This window comes from Salinisphaera sp. S4-8 (assembly GCF_040361235.1).
GTDB lineage: Bacteria > Pseudomonadota > Gammaproteobacteria > Nevskiales > Salinisphaeraceae > Salinisphaera.
Genome location: NZ_APNF01000015.1, coordinates 34,099 through 56,889 on the forward strand (window position 1 = coordinate 34,099; position 22,791 = coordinate 56,889).

24 protein-coding genes are annotated in these 22,791 nt (G+C 63.0%); 7 read left to right on the forward strand and 17 right to left on the reverse strand.

Annotated features, from left to right (window positions below):
- The first annotated feature begins 44 nt into the window (after positions 1 to 44).
- From S4A8_RS17220 to S4A8_RS17230, 3 genes are all read left to right on the forward strand, one after another.
- Positions 45 to 1,247, forward strand: a complete 1,203-nt coding sequence (locus S4A8_RS17220) for an acyl-CoA dehydrogenase family protein (RefSeq protein WP_353221082.1) — start codon at positions 45 to 47, stop codon at positions 1,245 to 1,247.
- 33 nt (positions 1,248 to 1,280) lie between these two features.
- The gene (locus tag S4A8_RS17225) at positions 1,281 to 3,254 is read left to right on the forward strand and encodes an acetoacetate--CoA ligase (protein ID WP_353221083.1); all 1,974 of its coding nucleotides are present in this window, start codon (positions 1,281 to 1,283) and stop codon (positions 3,252 to 3,254) included.
- A gap of 366 nt (positions 3,255 to 3,620) precedes the next feature.
- Positions 3,621 to 3,872 (forward strand): hypothetical protein, encoded by a 252-nt coding sequence (locus S4A8_RS17230; RefSeq protein WP_353221084.1) that lies wholly within the window; start codon positions 3,621 to 3,623, stop codon positions 3,870 to 3,872.
- Positions 3,873 to 4,366: 494 nt separating this feature from the next.
- Here S4A8_RS17230 and S4A8_RS17235 read toward each other — a convergent pair whose 3' ends face one another.
- The 16 genes from S4A8_RS17235 to S4A8_RS17310 all read right to left on the reverse strand — a co-directional run bounded on the left by S4A8_RS17235 (position 4,367) and on the right by S4A8_RS17310 (position 18,328).
- The gene (locus S4A8_RS17235) at positions 4,367 to 4,666 is read right to left on the reverse strand and encodes an STAS domain-containing protein (protein ID WP_353221085.1); all 300 of its coding nucleotides are present in this window, start codon (positions 4,664 to 4,666) and stop codon (positions 4,367 to 4,369) included.
- Positions 4,667 to 4,690: 24 nt separating this feature from the next.
- Positions 4,691 to 5,308, reverse strand: a complete 618-nt coding sequence (locus S4A8_RS17240; RefSeq protein ID WP_353221086.1) for an MlaC/ttg2D family ABC transporter substrate-binding protein — start codon at positions 5,306 to 5,308, stop codon at positions 4,691 to 4,693.
- Between the two features lie 107 nt (positions 5,309 to 5,415).
- Positions 5,416 to 5,940: an outer membrane lipid asymmetry maintenance protein MlaD gene (mlaD, locus tag S4A8_RS17245; RefSeq protein ID WP_353180621.1), complete on the reverse strand. Its 525-nt coding sequence runs from the start codon at positions 5,938 to 5,940 to the stop codon at positions 5,416 to 5,418.
- A gap of 9 nt (positions 5,941 to 5,949) precedes the next feature.
- Positions 5,950 to 6,735: a lipid asymmetry maintenance ABC transporter permease subunit MlaE gene (gene mlaE, locus S4A8_RS17250; RefSeq protein ID WP_353180620.1), complete on the reverse strand. Its 786-nt coding sequence runs from the start codon at positions 6,733 to 6,735 to the stop codon at positions 5,950 to 5,952.
- Entirely contained in the window at positions 6,732 to 7,562 is an 831-nt protein-coding gene (locus S4A8_RS17255; protein WP_353180619.1) for an ABC transporter ATP-binding protein, read from the reverse strand. The genes mlaE and S4A8_RS17255 overlap by 4 nt, the downstream gene beginning before the upstream one ends.
- Positions 7,563 to 7,613: 51 nt before the next feature.
- Entirely contained in the window at positions 7,614 to 8,270 is a 657-nt protein-coding gene (gene lipB, locus S4A8_RS17260; protein ID WP_353221087.1) for a lipoyl(octanoyl) transferase LipB, read from the reverse strand.
- 2 nt (positions 8,271 to 8,272) lie between these two features.
- Positions 8,273 to 8,539 (reverse strand): YbeD family protein, encoded by a 267-nt coding sequence (locus S4A8_RS17265; protein WP_353221088.1) that lies wholly within the window; start codon positions 8,537 to 8,539, stop codon positions 8,273 to 8,275.
- Entirely contained in the window at positions 8,532 to 9,377 is an 846-nt protein-coding gene (locus S4A8_RS17270) for a D-amino acid aminotransferase (RefSeq protein WP_353221089.1), read from the reverse strand. Before S4A8_RS17270 ends, S4A8_RS17265 begins: the two co-directional genes overlap by 8 nt.
- Before the next feature lie 26 nt (positions 9,378 to 9,403).
- Complete coding sequence (locus S4A8_RS17275; RefSeq protein ID WP_353221090.1) at positions 9,404 to 10,549, reverse strand: D-alanyl-D-alanine carboxypeptidase family protein; 1,146 nt, start codon at positions 10,547 to 10,549, stop codon at positions 9,404 to 9,406.
- Positions 10,550 to 10,625: 76 nt separating this feature from the next.
- Positions 10,626 to 11,624, reverse strand: a complete 999-nt coding sequence (locus tag S4A8_RS17280; RefSeq protein WP_353221091.1) for a septal ring lytic transglycosylase RlpA family protein — start codon at positions 11,622 to 11,624, stop codon at positions 10,626 to 10,628.
- A complete protein-coding gene (mltB, locus tag S4A8_RS17285; protein WP_353180613.1) occupies positions 11,621 to 12,640 on the reverse strand; it encodes a lytic murein transglycosylase B in 1,020 nt (339 codons plus the stop codon). Before mltB ends, S4A8_RS17280 begins: the two co-directional genes overlap by 4 nt.
- Positions 12,637 to 13,755, reverse strand: a complete 1,119-nt coding sequence (rodA, locus tag S4A8_RS17290; RefSeq protein ID WP_353180612.1) for a rod shape-determining protein RodA — start codon at positions 13,753 to 13,755, stop codon at positions 12,637 to 12,639. Before rodA ends, mltB begins: the two co-directional genes overlap by 4 nt.
- A complete protein-coding gene (gene mrdA / locus S4A8_RS17295; RefSeq protein WP_353221092.1) occupies positions 13,752 to 15,635 on the reverse strand; it encodes a penicillin-binding protein 2 in 1,884 nt (627 codons plus the stop codon). Before mrdA ends, rodA begins: the two co-directional genes overlap by 4 nt.
- A 140-nt stretch (positions 15,636 to 15,775) precedes the next feature.
- Complete coding sequence (gene mreD / locus S4A8_RS17300; protein ID WP_353180610.1) at positions 15,776 to 16,261, reverse strand: rod shape-determining protein MreD; 486 nt, start codon at positions 16,259 to 16,261, stop codon at positions 15,776 to 15,778.
- Positions 16,258 to 17,181, reverse strand: coding sequence for a rod shape-determining protein MreC (gene mreC / locus S4A8_RS17305; RefSeq protein WP_353180609.1), 924 nt, complete (start codon positions 17,179 to 17,181; stop codon positions 16,258 to 16,260). The genes mreD and mreC overlap by 4 nt, the downstream gene beginning before the upstream one ends.
- Positions 17,182 to 17,287: 106 nt before the next feature.
- The gene (locus S4A8_RS17310; RefSeq protein ID WP_006915356.1) at positions 17,288 to 18,328 is read right to left on the reverse strand and encodes a rod shape-determining protein; all 1,041 of its coding nucleotides are present in this window, start codon (positions 18,326 to 18,328) and stop codon (positions 17,288 to 17,290) included.
- A 249-nt stretch (positions 18,329 to 18,577) separates the two neighbouring features.
- Here S4A8_RS17310 and gatC point away from each other — a divergent pair, with 249 nt between their 5' ends.
- From gatC to gatB, 3 genes are read left to right on the forward strand one after another with little or no spacing between them, the layout of a single operon-like run.
- Positions 18,578 to 18,865, forward strand: coding sequence for an Asp-tRNA(Asn)/Glu-tRNA(Gln) amidotransferase subunit GatC (gatC, locus tag S4A8_RS17315; protein ID WP_353180608.1), 288 nt, complete (start codon positions 18,578 to 18,580; stop codon positions 18,863 to 18,865).
- Positions 18,862 to 20,325 carry an Asp-tRNA(Asn)/Glu-tRNA(Gln) amidotransferase subunit GatA gene (gene gatA / locus S4A8_RS17320; RefSeq protein WP_353221093.1) on the forward strand — a complete coding sequence of 488 codons (1,464 nt, stop codon included), beginning with the start codon at positions 18,862 to 18,864 and terminating at the stop codon, positions 20,323 to 20,325. Before gatC ends, gatA begins: the two co-directional genes overlap by 4 nt.
- On the forward strand, positions 20,325 to 21,776 hold the full coding sequence (gene gatB, locus S4A8_RS17325; protein ID WP_353221094.1) for an Asp-tRNA(Asn)/Glu-tRNA(Gln) amidotransferase subunit GatB: 1,452 nt from the start codon (positions 20,325 to 20,327) through the stop codon (positions 21,774 to 21,776). The genes gatA and gatB overlap by 1 nt, the downstream gene beginning before the upstream one ends.
- A gap of 233 nt (positions 21,777 to 22,009) precedes the next feature.
- Here the strand turns inward: gatB and S4A8_RS17330 are convergent, their stop codons facing one another.
- Positions 22,010 to 22,204, reverse strand: a complete 195-nt coding sequence (locus S4A8_RS17330; RefSeq protein WP_353221095.1) for a hypothetical protein — start codon at positions 22,202 to 22,204, stop codon at positions 22,010 to 22,012.
- Here S4A8_RS17330 and S4A8_RS17335 point away from each other — a divergent pair.
- Positions 22,203 to 22,667 carry a secondary thiamine-phosphate synthase enzyme YjbQ gene (locus tag S4A8_RS17335; protein ID WP_353221096.1) on the forward strand — a complete coding sequence of 155 codons (465 nt, stop codon included), beginning with the start codon at positions 22,203 to 22,205 and terminating at the stop codon, positions 22,665 to 22,667. The genes S4A8_RS17330 and S4A8_RS17335 overlap by 2 nt on opposite strands.
- Positions 22,668 to 22,791 lie beyond the last annotated feature (124 nt).

Sequence of the window (22,791 nt, forward strand, 5' to 3'; positions counted from 1 at the left end):
TCTCGCGGATGTTCGAAGGCCGCGCCTGTGCCTAGGAGAGCCCGATGGACTTCGATCTGCCCGAAGAACTGGTCGCGCTCGGCGACGCGGTCGCCGATTTCGCCCAACGGCGGCTGACCGCTGAGGCCGAAGCATACGAACGTAGCGGCGAGTTTCCCTATCCGTTGATACGAGAAATGGGGGAGGCGGGCTTTTTTGGCGCGCCGTTTCCCGAGTCGCTGGGGGGCAACGCGGCGGGTTTCATGGCGGTGTCCATTATTGCCGAGGAAGTCTCGCGTATCGCACCGGCCTACGGCTATGCCATGAACGTGCAGTGTGCGACCTGCCCGTACACGATCTACAACTGGGGCACGCAGGAACAGATCGAACGCTTCGTGCCCGAACTGATCGGCGGCCGTGCGATCGGTATGTTCGCGTTATCCGAGGCTGGGGGCGGCTCGGACCCGGCCGGGGCCATGCGCACGACCGCACGTCGCTCGGGCGATCACTACCTGCTCAACGGCTCGAAGATGTGGATCACGTTTTCCAACGCGGCGGATGTGGGCGTGCTGTTCGCCAAGACCGACCCCACGGCGCAGCCGGCACACAAGGGTGTGACCGCGTTCATCGTCGAGCCCAAGAAGTTCGAAGGCTATAGCGCACAGCCGATCGATATGCCGGGGCTGTCGAAAAGTTTGCGCTCCTGCACGGTCTTTCTCGACGACTTCGAGGTGCCGGTGGAGAATCGCCTCGGCGAAGAGGGCAAGGGCTTTGCTATTGCCATGAACGCGCTGGAGTTCGGCCGGCTGACTGTCTCCGCCCGGTTGACCGGTCTCGCCCAGGCCGCGCTGGATGCCAGTATCGCCTACGCCAACGAGCGTGTGGTCGGCGGCGGCCCGATCGCGCGGCATCAGCTCATCCAACAGCGTATCGCCGATGCCACCGTGCATGTGGAGGCCGCGCGGCTGATGGCCCGTCGTATTGGCTGGACGATGGATCAGGGTCGTACGTCCACGCGTGTCGCCTCGCGCGGCAAGTATTTCGCCACGCAGGCCGCGCGTCTGGCCGTGGATGTCGCCCGCGAAGTGTTTGGCGGCAATGCCTTGACCGCGGAATATCCCGTTCAGCGATTGCAGGCCTATATCGACATGCTCACCGTGGGCGAGGGCTCGGAAAACGTGCAGCGCGTGCTCATCGGCGAGGATGCACTCGGTATCAAGGATGCGGCGCGGCATACGATGCGCAACCGTTTCGCGGGTGTAACCTGAACGCGACCGCACGCCGTCAGAAAGGATCGACGCATGAGCGAAACCAATCCCGTTGTCTATCAACCCAGTGCCGAGCGCATGCGCGCCAGCCGCATGTACGACTATATTCAATGGCTCGCGCGCGAGGGCATCGCCGAGGTCGCAGACTACGATGCCCTGCATGCCTGGTCGATCGATGCGCTTGAGGATTTCTGGACCAGCATCTGGGATTACACGGGCGTGATCGCCGAGGCGCGCGGCAATACGGTCCTTGATAGTCGCGCGATGCCCGGTGCGCGCTGGTTTGGCGGCGCCCGGCTGAACTTTGCCGAGAATCTGCTGCGCGAGGCGATCCATGGCGATGCCGACAAAACCGCGATCGTCGGTCTGTCGGAATCACGCGAAACGACACGCCTGAGCTACGGCGAACTGCTCGCCCAGGTCGGTGCGCTCGAGGCATGGCTGGTTGCACACGGCGTGGGCGCGGGCGATCGCGTGGCCGGGGTGGTCGCGCATACGCATGAGCCGATCGTGGCCCTGCTGGCCTGTGCGAGCATCGGTGCGATCTGGTCTTCGGCATCGCCGGATTTCGGCGTCGCTGGGCTGGTGGACCGCTTTGCCCAGATCGAGCCGCGCGTATTGATTACCGTCGATGGCTATCGCTACGGCGGCAAGGATTTCGACCGCCGCGATCGTATCGATGCACTCTGCGAACGCATTCCCTCGATTAACCATGTGCTCGTCACGCCGAACTGCGGACTCACGCCGCCTGACGATAGTCGGGTTACTGCCTGGGCCGATGCGCTGGCTGCGCATCGCGGCGCGACGCCATCGTTTACGCCGCAGCCTTTCGAGCACCCGGTGTATATCCTGTTTTCATCGGGCACGACCGGCGCACCCAAATGCATCGTCCACGGCGCGGGCGGCGCGCTGCTTCAGCACAGCAAGGAGCTGATGCTGCACGGCGATATTGGTCGCGACGACGTGTTTTTCTACTTCACCACCTGTGGCTGGATGATGTGGAACTGGCATGTCTCGGGACTGCTCACCGGTGCGCAGTTGGTGCTCTACGACGGCAATCCTGGGCACCCGGATATGAACATGCTCTGGCAGGTGGCCGAGCACGAAGGTGTGACTCATTTCGGCACCAGCGCGAAATGGCTGGCTGGCTGTCGTAATGCCGACATCGCGCCAGGCGCAAACCACGATCTATCCGCGTTGCGCGTGCTGTTTTCCACCGGTTCGCCCCTGCTGCCGGCCGACTACGACTGGGTCTATGCGCAGGTGAAAGCGCACGTGCTGCTGGGCTCGACTTCCGGCGGCACCGATATCGTGTCGTCGTTCGTCGGCTGTGCGCCGTTATTGCCGGTACGCCGCGGCGAAATCCAGTGCCGCCTGCTCGGTGTCGCGGCCGCGGCTTTCAATGAAGCCGGCCAGCCGGTTATCGACGAATGCGGTGAACTGGTGTGTACGCTGCCATTGCCGTCCATGCCCGTGGGGTTCTGGAACGATGCCGATGGCAGCCGTTATCGTGAGGCCTATTTCTCCCGTTTCGACGGCGTCTGGTCGCATGGCGATTTCGTGCTGTTTACCGCCGCAGGCGGGGCGATCATCTATGGACGCAGCGATGCGACCCTCAATATCGGCGGCGTACGGATCGGCACGGCCGAAATCTATCGCCAGATCGAGCCGATGGCCGAAATCGCCGATGCGATGGTCGTCGCCCAGCCCCACGGCGACGATGCCCGTATCGTGCTGCTGGTCGTGCTCAATCGCGGCTATACGCTCGACGACGCACTCAAAGACGACATCCGGCAGCGTCTGCGCGAAAACGCCAGCCCGCGTCATATGCCCGGTGTGATCGAAGCAGTCAGCGCCTTGCCGTATACACGCAGCGGCAAGAAAGTGGAAATCGCGGTCGCGCGCCTGCTGCGGGGTATGACGATCGACAATACCGAGGCCATCGCCAACCCTGATGCGCTCGACGAAATCCGCGACATCGAAACGCTGGGTATTTCGCGCGACTAGTGCCAAGGGATTCGCTAAGCGGCGCGAAACAGTCCGCAAATGAACGCGAAAAGCGCAAATGAAGACGAGGTGGGCTGTTTCCGCCTCGTTTTTTTGTTGGTCCGCGAATGAACGCGAATAAGGGCAGCTTGGCTGAGCTACGGGTAGGCCGGACATATCGAATAGCCCCCGCAGGGTGCCGCCGGCTGTGCTAGCTAAAAAACGTTCGCGTGCGTTGGCGTTTAGTCGCGGCCCGGCCTTTTATGAAGCAACGCGGCGACGGGACGTGCCAGCGAGCACGGCCTGAGCCCGTGGGGCGAGATTGGCGGGCAGCGCTTTTTGGCACTCGGCGGCGATCGCGTCGGCGTGGTCCGCCAATGAACGCTAATGAACGCAAATAAGGGCCGCGAACAGACGGGTCTTGTCGGTGCGGCACGCGGCAGGCTATTCGTACGTCGCCTTCCGGCCCAAAAAACATTCGCGTTCATTGGCGTTTATTCGCGGACAGGCGTTTTGCCAAACAAGGCCGCAGCCGGGTATGGCCGCGATGCCCGCGATGCCCGCGCTGGTGACGGGTCGTCGGCTGTGCTTAATCCGCAAATAGACGCGAAAAGCGCAAAGATCGATGTGAGCGCGTAACCATATAAGGCGATAGATGGACCGCGTTGCATTCGGCCCGGACGTCGTTTCCCAGGTTGTTGTCCGCGAATGAACGCCAATGAACGCGAATATGATCAGGCGCTGGCAGGCTTCGTACACATAGCAACCATAAGTGCCACGCAGCCGCAGCGTCGTTCATCCATAGGTTCATGTGCAGATCAATCGCAGCCGATCATCTGCGGCTGTCGATAGACGACAGCACACAAACCAAACACAACGGGGGGAGTACGAGCACGCAGCTACGTCAGCCGGCGCGGCGCCGCACAAAATCCTTCCCCGTAAATAAACGCGCACGTTTGGTGGCCAGGGCAACAGCGCATTTTTAAACGCAACGCCGGTACGGCGGCCGTCCTGCGGCGGGCTATTTAACGTGTTTGGCCCACTGCTTGCCGGGCCATCCCGCCTTTATTTGCGTTCATTGGCGTTCATTCGCGGACAAACGAACGTTGGGGCCTTGGGGCGCCCAAGGCGGTTCAATCCGTAGCGCGTAGCCGAATGACGTCGTTGAGCGCGCAGAAGTCGATGATCGCGCGCATCTGGGCGGGGGCATTGATAAAGCTTAGCGTGGCGTGGCGGGCATGGGCATCGCGTACCCATTCCAGCAGCAGCGCGACCCCGGCGCTATCGACGCGTTTGACGCCCGACAGGTCGATCACGGTTTCCTGACCGCTTTCGAACCAGTTTTCGGACTCGCGCAGGCGCCGGGGCACGGTGGCCGCGTCCAGTTCGCCGGACAATTGGATATGCCCGGCGTTGCTGTCTTGCTCGTGCATCTTCGAACGCAGCCTGATCCGCGATTAATTACTGGTGTTGTAGCGCGCTTCCATGCGCTCGATGAGCTGTTCGAGGCCGCCGTTTCGGATCTGCGAATTGAACTGGCCCCGATAGTTGGTCACGAACGACAGATTGCCTACGCTGCCATCGTAGATTTTCCATTCCCCGTCGACGACATGCAGCTGGAAGGTCACGGGCGTCTTCTGGCCGTCGTCGGTGGTGACGGTGGCGCGGAAGGTTACGTCCTCGGCGCCTTCGGGCGCGCGTACCGGCTGGTATTCGATTTCCTGGCTGTCGTCGAAGCTCAGCAGGCCGTTACCGTAGGTCCGGATGAGCATGTTCTTGAAGGCGGTCTGAAAGCGCTCGCGCTGCTCGGGTGTGGCTGTGCGCCACGCGCGCCCGAGCACCAGCTGCGACATATAGGGCAGGTCGACCAGCGGTACCAGTTCCTTGTCGATCAGGGCATAGAGCTCCTGCGGATTCTGGCGCAGTTCGTCGCGCCGTCCTTCCATCTTGGACAGTACGGATTCCACCGTCTGGCGCGCAAGCTGATCGGGCGGCGTCGGGGCGGCCAGCGCCAGAGCGGGCACGAGCAGCGCCAGGGCGATGGTAGTGATGAAAGAGCGGGTCATGCGTAGCATTGCGAATCCTCGCAGGTTGTTCTTGCCATGGTTATCAGTGGCATCGAGTATCGTGCAGGGCGATTAATCGCCCCTGAATTGATTGTGCACAAGCGAGCGCCCGTGCCTTAGGGCGCGGGCAATGCGTTGTTGTTATTGCCGCCGCCGGTCGCGCCACTGTTGCCGTTGTTGCTGTTGTCCGAACCCATGCTGGTCATGAACTGGCCGATAAGGTTTTCGAGTACGACCGCGCCCTGGGTGATGATGAATTCGTCGCCGTCCTTCATGTTCTTGAGCGAACCGCCGGGCCCGATGCCCACATACTGTTCGCCCAGCAGACCGGAGGTCAGCACGGAGGCGTCCGAATCCTTGGGAATCTTGTATTCGCCGCCGATACGCAAGCGCGCTTCGGCACGATAGGTCTGCTGATTGAGCGAAATATCGCCCACGCGACCGACGCGCACGCCCGCCAGATTGACCGGCGCGCCGACCTTGAGCCCGCCGATGTTGTCGAAAGCGGCGACGACGGTATAGCCGCTGTCGACATCGCTGGTATCGGCGAGGTTGCTCACGCGCATGGTCAGAATGAAGATCGCCGCGATACCGAGGCAGACGAAGAAACCGACCAGAAGCTCAACTGCACGAGACTGCATAGACGAACCCTAATTACTGCCGAAAAGCACGGCAGTGAGCATGAGATTGGCGCCGAGGATCGCCAGCGAAGCGATCACGACCGTATTGGTCGTTGCCCGCGACACGCCCTCGGACGTAGGCGGCGCATGATAGCCCTGGTAGACCGCCACCCAGGTAATGATGGCACCGAAAACGCCGCTTTTCAGAAATATGTTGATGATGTCTTCGCCGAAATCCACGTTGGCCTGAATGCCCGACCAGTAGGAGCCCGCGTCCACGCCGAGCATGTCGACGCCGACGAAATAGCCGCCGCCTGCACCGATGGCCATCACGCAGAATATCGAGGTCAGCAAGGGCAGGGCGATCACGCCGGCCAGAAAACGCGGGGCGATGATGCGCTTGACCGGATCGACCGCCATCATTTCCATGCCGGCGAGCTGGTCGGTGGCTTTCATGAGCCCGATTTCCGCCGCCAGCGCGCTGCCAGCACGTCCGGCGAACAACAGGCCGGTGACCACCGGCCCGAGCTCGCGCACGACCACCAGTGCGACCGAGGTGCCCAGCGCTTCTTCCGCGCCGAAGCCGACCAGCAGACGATAGCCTGACAGGGCCAGCACCATGCCCACGAAAATACCGGCGACCACGACGATCACCAGCGACAGCACGCCGACCGAATAGATCTGCTCGATCAGCAGCCGTGGCTTGAACACCAGCGACGGCAGGCTCATGAGGATACGCAGCAGAAATATCGCGCCGCGCCCCAGGTCGGCGACCCATGACGTGGCCGTGGTCAAACCGCGTTGCAACGAAGTCATGAGCGATCGGCCTCGAGCAGGTCGTCGGCGTAGGCCTCGGCGGTCTGATAATGAAACGGCACCGGTCCGTCGGCTTCGGCATGGATGAACTGTTGCACCCATTTCGAACTGGAATCACGAATCTGTTGTGGCGTGCCGTGGTCGATGACCGCGCCGTCGGAAATCACGTACACATAGTCGGCGATGCCGAGCGTTTCCTTGACGTCGTGGCTGACCACGATCGCGGTCAGGCCGAGCACGTCGTTGAGCCGGCGAATCAAGCGCAGCAGCACACCCATGGAAATCGGATCCTGGCCGGCAAAGGGCTCGTCGTACATGATCATCTCGGGGTCGAGCGCGATCGCACGCGCGAGCGCAACGCGTCGGGCCATGCCGCCGGACAACTGGGCCGGATAGAGATTGCGCGCCCCGCGCAGCCCAACGGCCTCGAGCTTCATGAGTACGATGTCGCGGATCAGACGTTCGGGCAGTTTCGTATGTTCGCGCAGCGGAAAGGCCACGTTGTCGAACACCGACAGATCGGTCAGCAGCGCGCCGGACTGAAACAGCATGCCCATGCGCTTGCGTTGTTCGAACAGATCGTTCTGCGACAGCCCGGCCACATGCTGGCCGTCGAAATAAACCTTGCCCGACGCCGGGCGCCACTGACCGCTGATCAGGCGTAGCAGCGTCGTCTTGCCGGTACCGCTTGGACCCATGATGGCGGTAATACGACCACGGGCGATATCCAGATCCACCGATTCGTAGATCAAGCGCTGGCCGATGCGAAAATGCACCGCGCGCACTTCCACCAGGTTGTCGGACACCGGGTCGCGAGAGTCAGCCATGGACGAGTCTGGATTCATTGGAGCGTAGGCACTTAACTTGCGCGCAGCCTATCAGATCGGCATGGCGTCGAGCGTCTCGCCGGTACGAACATTGAGCGTGCGGCATAGCTGGGTGCTGAGGTCGGTGGCGACCACATCCAGCGAGCTCGGCCCGCCGAGGTCGGCGACCTGGGTCATGGCCAGCCCGTGATAGCCGCAGGGATCGATACGCGAGAAGGGTTCGAGGTCCATATCCACGTTCAGCGCCAGGCCGTGATAGCTGGTGCCGCGACGCACGCGCAGACCGATGGAGCCGATCTTGGCTGCACCCACATAAACGCCGGGGGCATCGGGTTTGGCGAAGGCGTCGATATCGTAGCCGGCGAGCGTGGCGATCATCGCCTGTTCCAGCGCCGTGACCAGACTGCGAATGCCAATACCCAGACGCCGAAGGTCGACCATGACATAAGCCATGATCTGACCCGGGCCGTGATAGGTCACCTGGCCGCCGCGATCGATCGGCACCACGGGAATATCGCCCGGGGCCACCACGTGTTCGGCACGGCCGTTCTTGCCCTGGGTGAATACCGGTACATGATTGAGCAGCCAGAGCGCGTCAGGAGTGTCGTCGTTGCGGGTGTCGGCGAAATCCTGCATCGCCCGCCACACGGGTTCGTACGGCTGTGGCGCCCAGCCGAAGCGGGTGATGTCGATCACGGGCTCAGCCATCGCTAGAGGGCCATCAGCACGGCGTCGTCGTTGCTCAGATCGCCGTAGATGGCATCCAGATGGGCCTGGCTGCGTGCGGTGATATGCACGGTGACCGCCAGATACTTGCCACCGCGGCTGTCACGCGCGGTTACCGCGCTGCGCTCGAGTTCGGGCACATGCGCCTGGACGAGCGCATAGATATGCGCTTCGAAATCGTCGGCGTGCTTGCCGAAGGCCTTGATCGGAAACTCGCAGGGGAATTCGAGTAGGGTCGTTTGTTCAGTCATGGGCCATAGCTTGCAGCGCCGATTGCATACGCGTCCAGAGCGGGCCGGGCTTGCCGCTGCCTACGGTTTCGCCATCGAGCGAGGTAACGGCAAATATTTCGCGAATCGACGATGTCACCCAGATTTCGCTGGCCTTACGCAAGGCGCCGACCGACAGGCTGTCGACCTCCGCATGGTCGATGCCCTCGCGCGCCGCGAGTTCGAGCACGGCAGCCCGGGTGATGCCCGGCAGGATCGTATCGGTCAAGGCCGGGGTGACCAGTTGCCCGTCGATCACCGCGAAGACATTCGATGAGGTGCCTTCCTGCACGGCGTCATCACGTACCAGCAGGGCTTCGCCGGCGTCCTGGCCGCGGGCCGCGTCCGCGGCGAGCACATTAGCCAGCAACGAGGTCGATTTGATCGTGCAATAGCGCCAGCGCGTGTCCTCGTGGGTGATTGCAGCGATTCCGTTTTCCAGTATCGCCGGGTCGACCGGGGCGCGACTCTGGCAGAACGCGACCACGGTCGGGGCGACATCGCGCGGAATACGATGATCGCGCCGTTCCGGGGCACCGCGGCTGACCTGTACGTACAACGCCAGATCGCCGCTGCCGTTGGCTTCGACCAGCCGCGCGATCATCTGGCGCCAGCGCGGCCGGTCGTAGGGGTTGGTCATGCGCAACAGCGCCAGGCTGCGCTCCAGGCGTTCCAGATGCGCCTCCAGGCGAAAGCCGTGCCCGGCATAGAACGGCACTACTTCGTAAACACTGTCGGCAAACAGAAAGCCGCGATCGAGCACGGAGATACGCGCTTCTTCGAGGGGCAGGAATTCCCCGTTTACGAATGCAGTGGTCATGGGCAGCTCGCTGGCCGGAGGGCCGGTTATTCGAACATCATCATCACTTCGTCGGTGAGCTGGCGGAAGATACCGCCGCGCTCGATATCCTTGCCGGCATAAAGTGGCACCTGGGCCAGGGTCTTCGTGTCGTACTTGATTTCCAGCGTGCCCAGCCGTTCGCCTTTCTTGATCGGCGCGAGCAGGGTGGAGGGCAGCTCGGCGCTCGTGGTCAGCGCATCGCGCTGGCCGCGCGGAAAGGCCACGTCGACCGCGCCCTTGGCCACCACCGGCAGCATGGTGTCGTCGCCTTTCCAGACACGGACTTCGGCGATCTGCTTGCCGGCATCGAACAGATGCCCGCTTTCATAGAAGCGGAAGCCGTAGTTGAGCAGGGCCGCGGTCTGCGATTTACGGGCGTTGTTGGAGTTGGTGCCGGTGACCACCGCGATCGTGCGCATGCCGTCGCGCTTGGCCGAGGCCGACAGGCAATAGCCGGCCGATTCGGTATGCCCGGTCTTGCCGCCGTCCACGCTGTCGTCCGACCACAGCAGCGAGTTGCGGTTGTACTGCTCGATACCGTTGTAGGTGAATTTCTTTTCGTTGAAATACTGTTGATACAGCTCGGGGAAGTCGCGAATGATCGCGCCCAGCAGGCGGGCGATATCGTGGGCCGACATGTAGTGGTTTTCATGCGGCCAGCCGCTGGCATCCACGAAATGGCTGTTTTCCAGCCCGATTTCGCGGCCGTACTGGTTCATGTAATCGGCGAAGGTGGACTCGGTGCCGGCCACGTATTCGGCCAGTGCCACAGTCGCATCATTGCCCGAGGCGGTGATCATGCCGTGCAGCAGATCATCCACCGATACCTGGGTGCCGACCTCGATGAACATCTTCGAGCCGCCCATGCGCCAGGCTTTTTCGCTGATCGTGACCTTGTCGTCGGGCGAGATATTGCCCTTCTTGAGCTCGTCGAAAACGATATAGGTCGTCATCAACTTGGTGATACTGGCCGGTTCGACACGCTGTTCGGCGTTCTTGGCAGCCAGCACCTGGCCCGAATCGAAATCGATCAGGATATAGCTGCGCGCATCCAGGCTCGGCGGCTCCGGGATCGGCAGCGGCTTGGCCAACGCGCTGGCCGTAACCATGAGAAGAAAAACGAAATAAAGCAGGCGTTTCGCGTGGCTCATCGACTTCGGCTCTTTGACAGGACAAATTTGGACAATCGCCAGGCGCGGCAGTTTAGCGCTTTGGCAGGGTTTCGGGCTAACGATCGACCTTCTGGGCAGTAAAACCCTGCTCGCGCAGGATCTGCCCGTTCAGCGCGCGGGTGCGTTCATCGGCGTAGGGGCCCAGCTGGACGCGATAGATCGTGTTGGCGCCGTCGGATTCGACCACCGACACACCGGCAAAACCGGCATTCTGCAGGCGTTTACGCAGCCGCTGCGCATTGGATGGATCGCCAAACGCGCCGGTCTGCAGATACAGCGTGCCCTCGGCGTTGCCGGCACCCGGCGAATCGATGCGATTGGCGACCTTGATCGCGCGTGCCGGTGGGCTAGCAGCGGCCGCACTGCGCGCGTTGGCGGCCGGCGTGGCGCGCGGTGCACTGGCGCTCGGGCGCCGCGGCGGGGTAGCTGCGGCTGTTTGCGTGTTAGGGCTGCGCTCCCGTTGTTCTGCGCGCATGCTCGCCGGGGTGACGGTTTCGATACGTACCGGCACGCTGCCATGGGCGACCACGCCCAGACGCCGGGCGGCAACATAGGACAAATCGATAATACGTCCGTCGTGGAACGGGCCGCGGTCGTTGACGCGCACGATGGCCTGTTTGCCGTTATCCAGATTGGTCACCCGCACATAGCTGGGGATCGGCAGGCGCTTGTGCGCGGCAGTCATCTTGAACATGTTGTATGGCTCGCCGCTGGAGGTGCGCCGGCCATGAAACTGCTTGCCGTACCAACTGGCGCGCCCGGTCTGGGTAAAGCCGGCGGCGCTGGGCAGCACGTAGTAGGTCTTGCCCAGCGCTTCGTAGCTGGCCGGGTTGCCATAGCGCGAATAAGGCTCGTCACGCGGCACGGCATCAGGAATCGAATCGATATCGATGTTCTCGTCGTCCGGCGGGCCGTCGTTCTGGTAGTAACCGCCACCCTTGCTGGCCTGCGGGCTGGACGCGCTGGTGTTCGAACTGCCGCGCGGCTGACTCGCGCAGCCGGCTACGATCAGTGCCGCGCAGGTCAGGGCCAGGGTGGGCTGCCAGCGCATCATTGCGACGACTCGCCGTCGCTGGCGTCGTGCTGACGCGCGTAGGCGATCTCCTGGCCGAGTTGGTAGACCGCCATGGCATACAACGGGCTGTGGTTGTAGGTGGTGATCACGAAGAAATTATTCAGCCCGAGCCAGTATTCGGTGCCGTGGGCGCCGGCGAACTCGAGCAGCCCGACCTGGGCACTGTCCGGCGGCGGGTCGTCCACGCGTACGCCCAGACGGTCGAGCGCGTCCCAGCGATAGGCGGGCTTGCGCTTGCTGCGTTCGATTGCATCGAGGTTTTCATCGTCGCCGATCCAGGCCGGCAGGGCCACGCGCGCACCGCGCTGCCAGCCGTGTTCGGCCAGATAGTTGGCGACCGAATAGATGATATCCGCCGGCTCTTCCCACAGATCGCGCTTGCCGTTGTCGTTGCCGTCCACGGCATAGGCGCGATAGCTCGACGGCATGAACTGGGGCAGGCCCATGGCGCCGGCATAGGAGCCGATCTCGCGATCGCAGGCGAGGTCTTCCTCGACACAGAGCACGATGAAGTTCTCGAGTTCCTTGACGAAATAAGCCGAGCGTTCGGGATAGTCGAAACCGAGCGTGGCCAGCGCATCGAGCACACGATCGCGGCCGATGAATGCGCCGTATTTGGTTTCCACGCCCACGATCGCGGCGATGATGTTCGCCGGCACGCCGTATTCGGCCTCGGCGGCGTCGAACAGTGCGCGATGCTTTTCGATATAGGCCGCGCCCTTGCGCGCGCGTTCGGGCTGCAGAAAGATCGGCCGGTAATCGGCCCAGGTGAGCGTGCGCTCGGCGGGCTTGCGCATCGTGGCCACGATCTTGGGCTGGTATTCAGCGTCTTCGAGCAGGGCGCGTGCGGCGTCGATATCCACACCGTCGGTGTCTTGCAGGCGCTCGAGCAGGGCCTGGCCTTCCGGGCGCTGGGCATAGTTGCCGGTCGCCGCGGTCGCGATCATGGGCGCACAGGTCACAGCCAGTGCGAGCGCAATCAGGGAACGTGTCATGTGGCGAGCAGTTTCCGATGGGTGTGGATAGACATGAGAATGCCGAACGAGGCCAGCAGGATCACCATCGAGGTGCCCCCGTAGCTGATCAGCGGTAACGGCACGCCGACCACGGGCAACAGCCCGGCGACCATGCCGATATTCACGAATACATAGATGAAGAATGTCAGGCTCAGGCTGCCCGCGGCCAGACGCTGAAACGTATCCTGGCTCTTGAGGGCGATATACAGCCCACGCGCGACGATGAAGCAATACAGCGCAAGCAGCGCGATCACGCCGAACAGGCCGGTTTCTTCGGCGAATACGGCGAATACGAAGTCGGTATCCGACTCCGGCAGGAAATTCAGATGCGCCTGGCTACCGTTGAGCCAGCCCTTGCCGAATAGCCCGCCCGAGCCGATCGCGATCTTGGATTGCGAGATGTGATAGCCGGCGCCGGTGGGATCACGCGCCGGGTTGAGGAAGGTGAGCACCCGTTCCTGCTGGTAGTCGTGCATGTTGTACCACAGCAACGGCGCTGCGGCGGCGGCCACCAGCACCAGCAGCAGGATGATCCGCCAGCGCAGCCCGGCAAAGTATAGCGCAAAGCTGCCGGCCGCGGCGATGAGCAACGCCGTGCCCAGATCCGGCTGGTCGGCCACCAGCAATACCGGCACCGCGATCAGCAATGCGCCGACGCCGACATCCTTGAGATTGGGCGGCAGACTGCGATCCCGAAAATAGGCGGCCACGGTCAACGGCGCGGCCAGCTTCATTAGCTCCGAGGGCTGAAAACGCACCACGCCCAGATCAAGCCAGCGGCGCGCGCCCATGGCCGTATCGCCCAGCAGTACCACGAGTACGAGCAGAAACACGCCAAAGCCGAATACCCAGGGCGCGGCCACGCGAAACCATTCCGGCGGTATCTGGGCGACCACGATCATGCCCAGCAGGCCGATGCCCAGGCGGATGGCCTGATTGATGACCACCGAAGTCGATTGACCCGATGCGCTGTAGAGCACGAACAGCCCCAGCGCGGCGCAGCAGGCCAGGGCAACCAGCAATTGCAGGTCGATACGCCAGTAGACCAGCCATTCGGAAAGTGTCGACGGGGTGTTGGTGGCGTTCGCGCTCATCCGCCCGTCCCCGTGGAGGCCTGCAACACCGGTGGCTGACTACGAAAGGCATCGATGACCTTGCGCGCGACCGGACCGGCCACGCTCGAGCCGCCGCCGCCGTGTTCGACGAGCACCGCAACCGCGATCTCCGGGTCCTCGATCGGCGCAAAGGCAATGAACAGGGCATGGTCGCGAAACTGATGCTCGACATCTTCGAGATCCGGCGCGGCCTGGTTCTGGGCGAGCTTGGTGACCTGGGCAGAACCGGATTTGCCGGCAATGCTGTAGTCCAGGTTCTTGCCCACATAGTAATGGGCGGTGCCGCGCGGATTGCTGATCACCTGCTGCATGCCGCTGATCACGACATCCCAGTGCGCGGGATCGTTGAGCGTGATCGGGCGCAGGGGCGTGGGCTTGGACTGATGCATTTGGCCATCGATTGGATCACGCCAGCTACGCAGCACGTGCGGTTTGTAGCCGCCGCCGCGTTCGGCGATGCGGCTGGTCATCTGGGCCAGCTGTAACGGCGTGGTCGTCATGAAGCCCTGACCGATGATCGTATTGAGGGTTTCGCCGGGAAACCAGGGTTGATTGCGGGTGCCGTTTTTCCAGGCGCGAGACGGCATGATGCCGGAATTCTCGCGCGGCAGGTCGATGCCGGTACGCGAGCCCAGCCCGAACAACGCACCGTAGCGATGGATGTTGTCGATACCCAGCTTCAGGCCGAGCTTGTAGAAATACACGTCCGACGATCGAAAGATCGCCTCGGGCATGTCCACCCAGCCGTGGCCGGAACGCTTCCAGTCGCGATAGCGATGGTTGCTGCCCGGCAGGGTGATAAAGCCGGGGCACCAGACCTGCTTGTCGGCCGCGATCTGGTCGGTTTCCAGCCCGGCGAGTGCCATCACCGGCTTGACCGTGGACCCGGGCGGATACTGGCCTTGCAGGGCGCGGTTGAACAGCGGCTTGTGCGGGTCGGCAATAAGCTGCTGATAGTTCTTGTGGCTGATGCCGTCGACGAACAGGTCCGGGTTGTAGCTGGGCTTGGATACCAGAGCCAGCAGGCCGCCGGTCTTCGGGTCCATGGCCACCACGGCGCCGTCCTGATCGCCCAGGGCTTCGTAGGCGGCCCGCTGCAGCCGGGCATCGATAGTCAGAAACAGGCTTTCGCCGGCGACCGGGCGATGCATTTCCAGCTCGCGCAGTGCCCGTCCGCTGGCGTTGGTTTCCACCACACGCGAGCCGGGTTCGCCGTGCAGGCGTGATTCGTAGCTGTATTCCACGCCGGATTTGCCGATGTGATTGGAGCCGCGATAGCGCTTTTCGTCGACCCGGCGCAGATCCTGCAGGGTGATGCCGCCGACATAGCCGACCAGGTGGGCGGCCACGTCGCCCAGCGGATAATGCCGGGTCAGCCCCGCGCGAATCTCGACCCCGGGAAAGTCGCCGCGGTTGACCTCGAAGCGTGCGACCTCACGCTGGCTGAGGTTGAGCCGGATCGGCACGCCGCGAAAACGCGGTGTCTTGGCCACCCGGTCGCGAAAACGCTGGCGGTCGGCATCGCGTATTTCCACGATCGTGGACAGCCGGTCGAGCGTGGCATCGAGATCGTCGACCTGTTCGGGCACGATTTCCAGGCGATAGGCGGGCAGATTATCGGCAAGCACGACACCATTGCGGTCGTAGATCAGCCCGCGTACCGGCGGCATCACCTGCACGCGCATGCGATTGTCCTGCGAGCGGGTTTCGTAATAGCCGTGGCGCAGAACCTGCAGAAAACCCACGCGAAACAGCAGTACGCCGACGAGCACCATGATCGCCGCGCCCGCGATCGCGGTACGCAGTAAAAACATGCGCCGTTCGGCAGCATGATTCTTGATGGCGTTATCGGTGACCATGCGGCGTTAAAGACTCCCGTGCCCCTGTGTGATGTGTCGGTATGGCGCGAACCGGCTGCGGCGTCGGTTCGCACGGCGGGCAGCACAGGGCTTTACCCGTCGCATCAGGCGCTTAGCGCCGATATCTTGAATTCCCTGGACTATCCGACCTCTAATTCGGCGATGCGTTCCAGCAATGCCGCCCAGAATGGCCAGACCAGAACCGTCGTGGCCACGGGTAGCCAGCGCCACCACTGATCGACTTCGGCGCCGGCCACGCCGTCGATCCAGAACAGCGCGAACTCATAGAGTATGAAAACCGGCAGCAACAGGATGCCCTGTTGCCAGATCGGCAAGGTCCACAGCAGTTCGCGCATGCGAATGACCGCATAACCGGCCAGCGCCAGCGCCAGACCATGTTCGCCCAGCGGCGTGCCGTAGATGACATCGATGAGGATACCGCAGGCCCAGGCTGCGAGTAGACCGAAGCTGGCCGGCTGCATGAGCACCCAGAACAGTACCGTGGCCGGATAGATCGCCGGGCGGATCGCCGAGAGCGTGTCCGGCAATGGCAACAGGGCAAGAAGCAGCGCGCCGCCGAGCGTGGCGAGAATCAGCAGGCCGCTGACGCGGCGCTCGATAATCATGGAGCCGGTGTGTCGCCGCGCGCATTGCCATCGGCCGCGGCCGCGCTGTCAGCCTCGGGCTGAGCGGTCGGGTCGGTCGTATTGTCGGTCCAGACCAGCAGCACTTCGCGGCCACGATTGAGATGGGCGGTCGGCGTAGCGACGACATCCAGGAACTCGTCGCCCGGCTGGTGCACGACGCTGGTGACCTCGGCCACCGGATAGCCGGCCGGATAACGTCCGCCCAGGCCCGAGGTCACCAGCAGATCGCCGACCTGGATATCCGCGTTGTTGGCCAGAAACGGCAGGCGCAGTTCGTTGGTCTTGCCGCTGCCCTGGGCAATGGTCTGCAGGCCGGTCCGATTGATTTCCACCGGAATGCCGTGGTTGGCATCGGTAATCAGGATCGCGCGCGACCCCATGGGGGTCACATCGGTGACCTGGCCCATGATGCCGTTGGCATCCACCAGCGCCTGACCGACGAATACGCCGTCGGTCGAGCCCTTGTTGAGCTTGATGTAATGCCGGTAGGGATCGGGGCTGACCGACAGAATACGCGCGATCAACACGTTCTGATCCAGCGAGCTGGCCGAGGCGAGCAGGGCGCGAATACGCTCGTTCTCGGCCTGTAGCGAGGCCAGGCGCTGCAAACGCGCCTGTAGCAGCAGTACTTTCTGCTCCAGGGCTTCGTTGTCGGCGATGAGCTGGCCGCGATCGAAATAGCGACCCATATAGTGGGCCACCTCGCCGGGCAGTTCAGCGATCATCTGGATCGGCTGGGTCGCGACCGCGAGCGTGCTACGAATCGGCGAAAGTGAGGTCGTGGCGTGGTCGACCATCATCAGGATAATGGAGATGACCACGATCGCGACGATTCGAAGGCCCGGCGTGATGCGGCGACCCAGCAACGATGATTTGTCGTCCTCGGCGAGTCCGCGCACTCAACGCCCCTGAAACCGTGGAATAAACCGAATTATCGCGCCAGATTAGGCTGGCGCACGGGCCTTCGCAACTGTCGTGGCAGCCAGAAGGCCACGAACCGCCGTCTTATTCGAGCGCGAGCAGCTGGCCGGTCTTGCGGTCGATCATTTCCAGCAGAATGCCGCCGCCACGGGCCACACAGGTCAACGGATCGTCGGCGACGATCACCGGCAGGCCGGTTTCCTCGGAAATCAGCTTGTCCAGATCGGCCAGCAGCGCGCCGCCGCCGGTCAGCACGATGCCGCGCTCGGCGACGTCCGAGCCCAGTTCCGGCGGGGTGGACTCCAGCGCCAGCTTCACCGCGCTGGTGATGTTCGACAGCGGTTCCTGCAACGCATCCAGCACTTCGTTGGAATTGAGCGTGAACGCGCGCGGCACGCCTGCCGACAGATGACGCCCGACCACCTCGATTTCCTTGACCTCATGGCCCGGGAACGCGGTGCCGATCTGCTGTTTGATGGATTCGGCAGTGGATTCGCCGATGAGCATGTTGTACTGGCGGCGTACGTAATTGACGATCGCCTCGTCGAACTTGTCGCCGCCGGTGCGTACCGATTCGGCATAGACGATGCCGTTGAGCGAGATCACCGCCACTTCCGAGGTGCCGCCACCGATATCCAGCACCATCGAGCCGCGTGCCTCGCCAATGGGAATGCCGGCGCCGATCGCTGCGGCCACCGGTTCCTCGACCAGATACACACGGCGTGCGCCGGCGTTGGAGGCGGACTCGCGAATCGCGCGGCGTTCCACCTGGGTCGAGCCGTAGGGCACACAGACCAGCACCCGCGTCATCGGCCGCAACATGCGCTTCTTGTGCACCTTGCGGATGAAGTGCTGGAGCATCTTCTCCGTGACCGTGAAATCCGCGATCACGCCGTCCTTGAGCGGACGAATCGTGGTGATGTGGTTCGGCGTACGGCCGAGCATGCGCTTGGCGTCGTGGCCGACGGCCTCGATACGCTTGCCGCCGCGCGCGTCCATGCGCACGGCCACCACCGAGGGTTCGTTGAGCACAATGCCCTGGTCGCGCGCATAAATCAGCGTATTGGCCGTACCCAGATCAATCGAGAGATCGTTGAGAAACAGGCCGCGAAAGTTGTCGAACATGTGAAGCACACCCGAGGGCAAGTACAAAAAAGCGCGTGATCAACACGCGCGGCGGGCACCGCGAAGTTGCATGGCGGCGCGCAAGCGACCCTGTGAATAGGTCACAGGTTCTTCAGGAGCGCAATGCTAGCAACGGGCTTGCGTAACGGCAACGCTGACGACGGTCGCCATGGCACTTATGCTAGTTTTAGCCCCGCGCGGCGGGTGCCCGCTGTGTTTTCACGCCATGTACTACTTGGAAGAATTGCTGTGAGTCTGAGCGAAGATCAGGTCCGCAATGTGGCTCATCTGGCCCGTTTGGGGCTCGATGACGACCAGATCGCCGAATATGCGGGTGAGTTGTCGAATATTCTCGACGTGGTCGCGAGCCTGGAAAAAGCCGATACCACTAATGTGGAACCCATGGCCCACCCGCTGGATCTGGCCGCGCGTCTGCGCGCCGACGAGGCGGTCGAGGTGACCACGCGCGACGCCTTCCAGGCGATCGCGCCCGCCGTCGCCGATGGTGTGTATCTCGTGCCGAAGGTGATCGAATGAGCGATATCCGCAGTATTCGCGAACTGGTCGCCGATCTGGCCGCCAGAAAAATCGGCGCGCTCGAACTGACCGACCATTTCCTCGCGCGTATCGACTCCCACGACACGGCGCTGAATACGCTGATCAGCCGTAGCGCCGAGCCGGCGCGTGCGCGTGCCGGCGCGATCGACAACGGCGAAGCGGCCGGCGCGTCGCTGGCTGGCCTGCCGATCGCGCACAAGGATATTTTCTGTACCCAGGGGGTGCGTACCAGCTGCGGCTCGCGCATGCTCGACAACTTCGTCGCACCCTACGATGCCGGCGTGGTCGAGCGTCTGGCCGGCGCGGGTACCGTGACGCTCGGCAAGACGAATATGGATGAGTTCGCCATGGGCTCGTCCAACGAAACCAGTTTCTATGGTCCGGTGCGCAATCCCTGGAACACGGACTACGTGCCGGGCGGCTCTTCGGGCGGGTCGGCTGCGGCCGTGGCGGCGGGCCTCGTGCCGGCGGCCACCGGCACCGATACCGGCGGCTCGATCCGTCAGCCGGCGGCGTTGTGTGGTGTGACCGGCATCAAGCCCACCTACGGGCGCGTGTCACGCTACGGCATGATCGCCTTTGCCTCGAGCCTGGATCAGGGCGGCTGTTTCGCGCGCTCGGCCGAGGATTGCGCCGCTGTGTTGCAGGCCATGGCCGGCTTCGACGCGCGCGATTCCACCAGCGTCGAACGCGCGGTACCCGATTACAGCGACGCGCTGGCCGGCCAGGGCGATGATTTTCTTAAGGGCATGAAGGTCGGCCTGCCGAGAGAGTATTTCGCCGAAGGGCTGGACGCGGCCAGCCGCCAGGTCATCGATACGGCGATTGCCGAATTCGAGGCCCGCGGCGCCGAAATCGTGGAAATCACGCTGCCGCATACCGATCTGGCGGTCTCGACCTACTACGTGCTGGCGCCCGCAGAGGCGTCTTCCAATCTCGCCCGTTACGACGGCGTGCGCTATGGCTATCGCTGCGACAACCCGGTGGATCTGGAAGATCTGTATACCCGTTCGCGTGGCGAGGGCTTCGGTCGCGAGGTGCAGCGCCGCATCATGATCGGCGCCTATGTGCTCTCCGCAGGGTATTACGATGCCTATTATCTCAAGGCTCAGAAGACGCGCCGGCTGATCGCGGGCGACTTCATTCAGGCTTTCGAGGGGGTCGATCTGATCGCCGCGCCCGTGACCCAGGCGCCGGCCTTCAAGCTGGGCGAAAAACTGGACGATCCGGTGTCGATGTATCTCAACGACGTCTACACACTGCCGGCGAGCCTGGCCGGGTTGCCCGGCATGTCCGTTCCGGCGGGCTTCGTGGATGGACTCCCGGTGGGCCTGCAGCTGCTTGCGCCCTGGTTCGAGGAGGCGCGGCTGCTCGGCGCGGCCCATGCCTACCAGCAGTCCACCGATTGGCACACCAAGCGTCCGGCAGGGTTCGAATAATGGCCTGGGAAACCGTGATCGGGCTGGAAGTGCATATCCAGCTCGCGACTCGTAGCAAGATCTTTTCCACCGCGCCGACCGCTTACGGGGCCGAGCCGAACACGCAGGCCAGCGCGGTGGATATCGCGCTGCCCGGCGTACTGCCCGTCATCAACAGCCAGGTCATTCGCATGGCCACGCTGTTCGGGCTGGCCATTGATGCAGACATCGCGCCGAAATCGGTGTTCGCGCGCAAGCACTATTTCTATCCCGACTCGCCCAAGGGCTACCAGATCAGCCAGTTCGAGCTGCCGATCGTGGCCAATGGTCACTTGGATATCGTGTTGCCGGATGGCACGGAAAAGCGGGTGGGCATCACCCGTGCGCATCTGGAAGAAGACGCCGGCAAGTCGCTGCACGAAGCTTTCGATCGCGAAACGGGCATCGATCTCAACCGCGCCGGCACGCCGCTGGTCGAATGCGTATCCGAGCCGGAGATGCGCAGCGCGGCCGAGGCAGTGGCCTATGCGCGCAAGCTGCATGCGCTGGTTCAGTATCTGGGCATCTGCGACGGCAACATGCAGGAAGGCTCCTTCCGCGTGGACGCCAACGTATCGGTACGCCCGGTCGGCTCGACGGAGTTCGGTACCCGTACCGAAACCAAGAACGTGAACTCCTTCCGCTTTCTGGAAAAGGCGATCGAGTTCGAGGTCGAGCGCCAGATCGACGTGCTCGAATCGGGTGGCACGATCGTGCAGGAAACCCGGCTCTACGATCCGGACGCCGACGAAACACGCTCAATGCGCAGCAAGGAAGAAGCCCACGATTATCGCTACTTCCCGGACCCGGATCTGTTGCCGGTGGTCATCGACGACGCGTTCGTCGAGGCCGCGCGGGCGGATCTGCCCGAGCTGCCGGATGCCAAGCGCGAACGCTTCATGGCCGAGTACGCGCTCGGCCGCGACGATGCCGCCGCGCTGACCCAGTCGCGTGCACTGGCGAACTATTTCGAGGCCACGGTGGCGGCCGTGGGTGGCGACACGGCGAAGCACGGCAAGCCGGCGGCGAACTGGATCATGGGCGACCTGTCCGGCGCGCTCAATCGCGAAGGGCTCGCGATCGTCAATTCCCCGGTGAGCGCCGAACAACTGGGCGGGCTGATCGCCCGCGTGGCGGATAACACCATCTCTGGCAAGATCGGCAAGGACGTATTCGAAGCCCTGTTTCAGGGTGAGGGCGAATCCGCCGACGCCATCATCGAAGCCAAGGGCCTCAAGCAGATCACCGACAGCGGCGAAATCGAAGGCTTCGTCGATCAGGTGATCGCCGACAACCCGGATCAGGTGCAGCAGTACCGCGAAGGCAAGACCAAGGTCATCGGCTTCCTCGTCGGCCAGGTCATGAAAGCCTCGAAAGGCAAGGCCAATCCGAAGGAAGTCAATCAGATGCTGGCGGCCAAGCTCGCGGAATGAGAGCAGCGCGGTCGTTCCCGCCGCGAATGAACGCAGAGCCGTACAGATCGACGACGCGAAAAGCGAACCTCGTCAGCCTTACTTGGCGATCGCCGGTAGTTTGCTCGCGTGGTCCGTCGGCATCCGTCAAGACAAACCGCAGATTACGCAGATTGCGCAGATTAATTAAGAGAAGCGATTAGCGTACGCAGACGCACGTGAATGGGCGCGCCAAAAACACACAGACAGCAAAATCAGGTCGTTTCGATGCGTTTTGTAGCGACGCCGCCCGCAGAAGACCTGTCTTCAATCTGTGTAATCTGCGAAATCTGCGGATTGTTTTCAAGGAAGACCGACGCCGCCCGGTCCGATACTTGAAGGCGTCCTGCTCTTTCGCGCTCGATCAACCCGCTTGATCCGTGTAGATCTGCGGACAACAGATGTCCCATGTGCAACGCCCTTGTAATCCCGGTGAAAGGCGCCACGGTTAAACGCATGCAACGCACGCTTTCATTCCAGACACCCGGCCGTTCGACACGGGATATCACCGACGACGTCAACGCGGTGGTACGCGAGGCGGGCGTGGCGACCGGCGTATGCCATGTATTCATTCGGCATACGTCCGCTTCGCTGATGATCTGCGAAAACGCCGATCCGGATGTGCGCGAGGATGTGGAGCGCTGGATGGCCAAGGCCGTGACCGATGGCGACCCGATGTTCGTGCACGACATGGAAGGCCCCGACGACATGCCCGGCCATATTCGCAGCATTCTGACCGGCATGGATCTGACCGTGCCGATCACCGATGGCGCGCTCAACCTGGGCACCTGGCAGGGCATCTATCTCTACGAGCACCGTAGCGCCCCGCATAATCGCGAGGTGGTGGTGACCCTGTTGCCGGCTGCGGGCTAGAGCGCCAGCGCCAGGCGCAAGGAACCAGCCGTGTCGGCTACGGCTTGCCACCGGAACGGCTTACCGGCCTGACTATCTTCGACTTGTAGGTAGCTGCGCGCGCAAGCGGTTCCCCAGCTCAGGC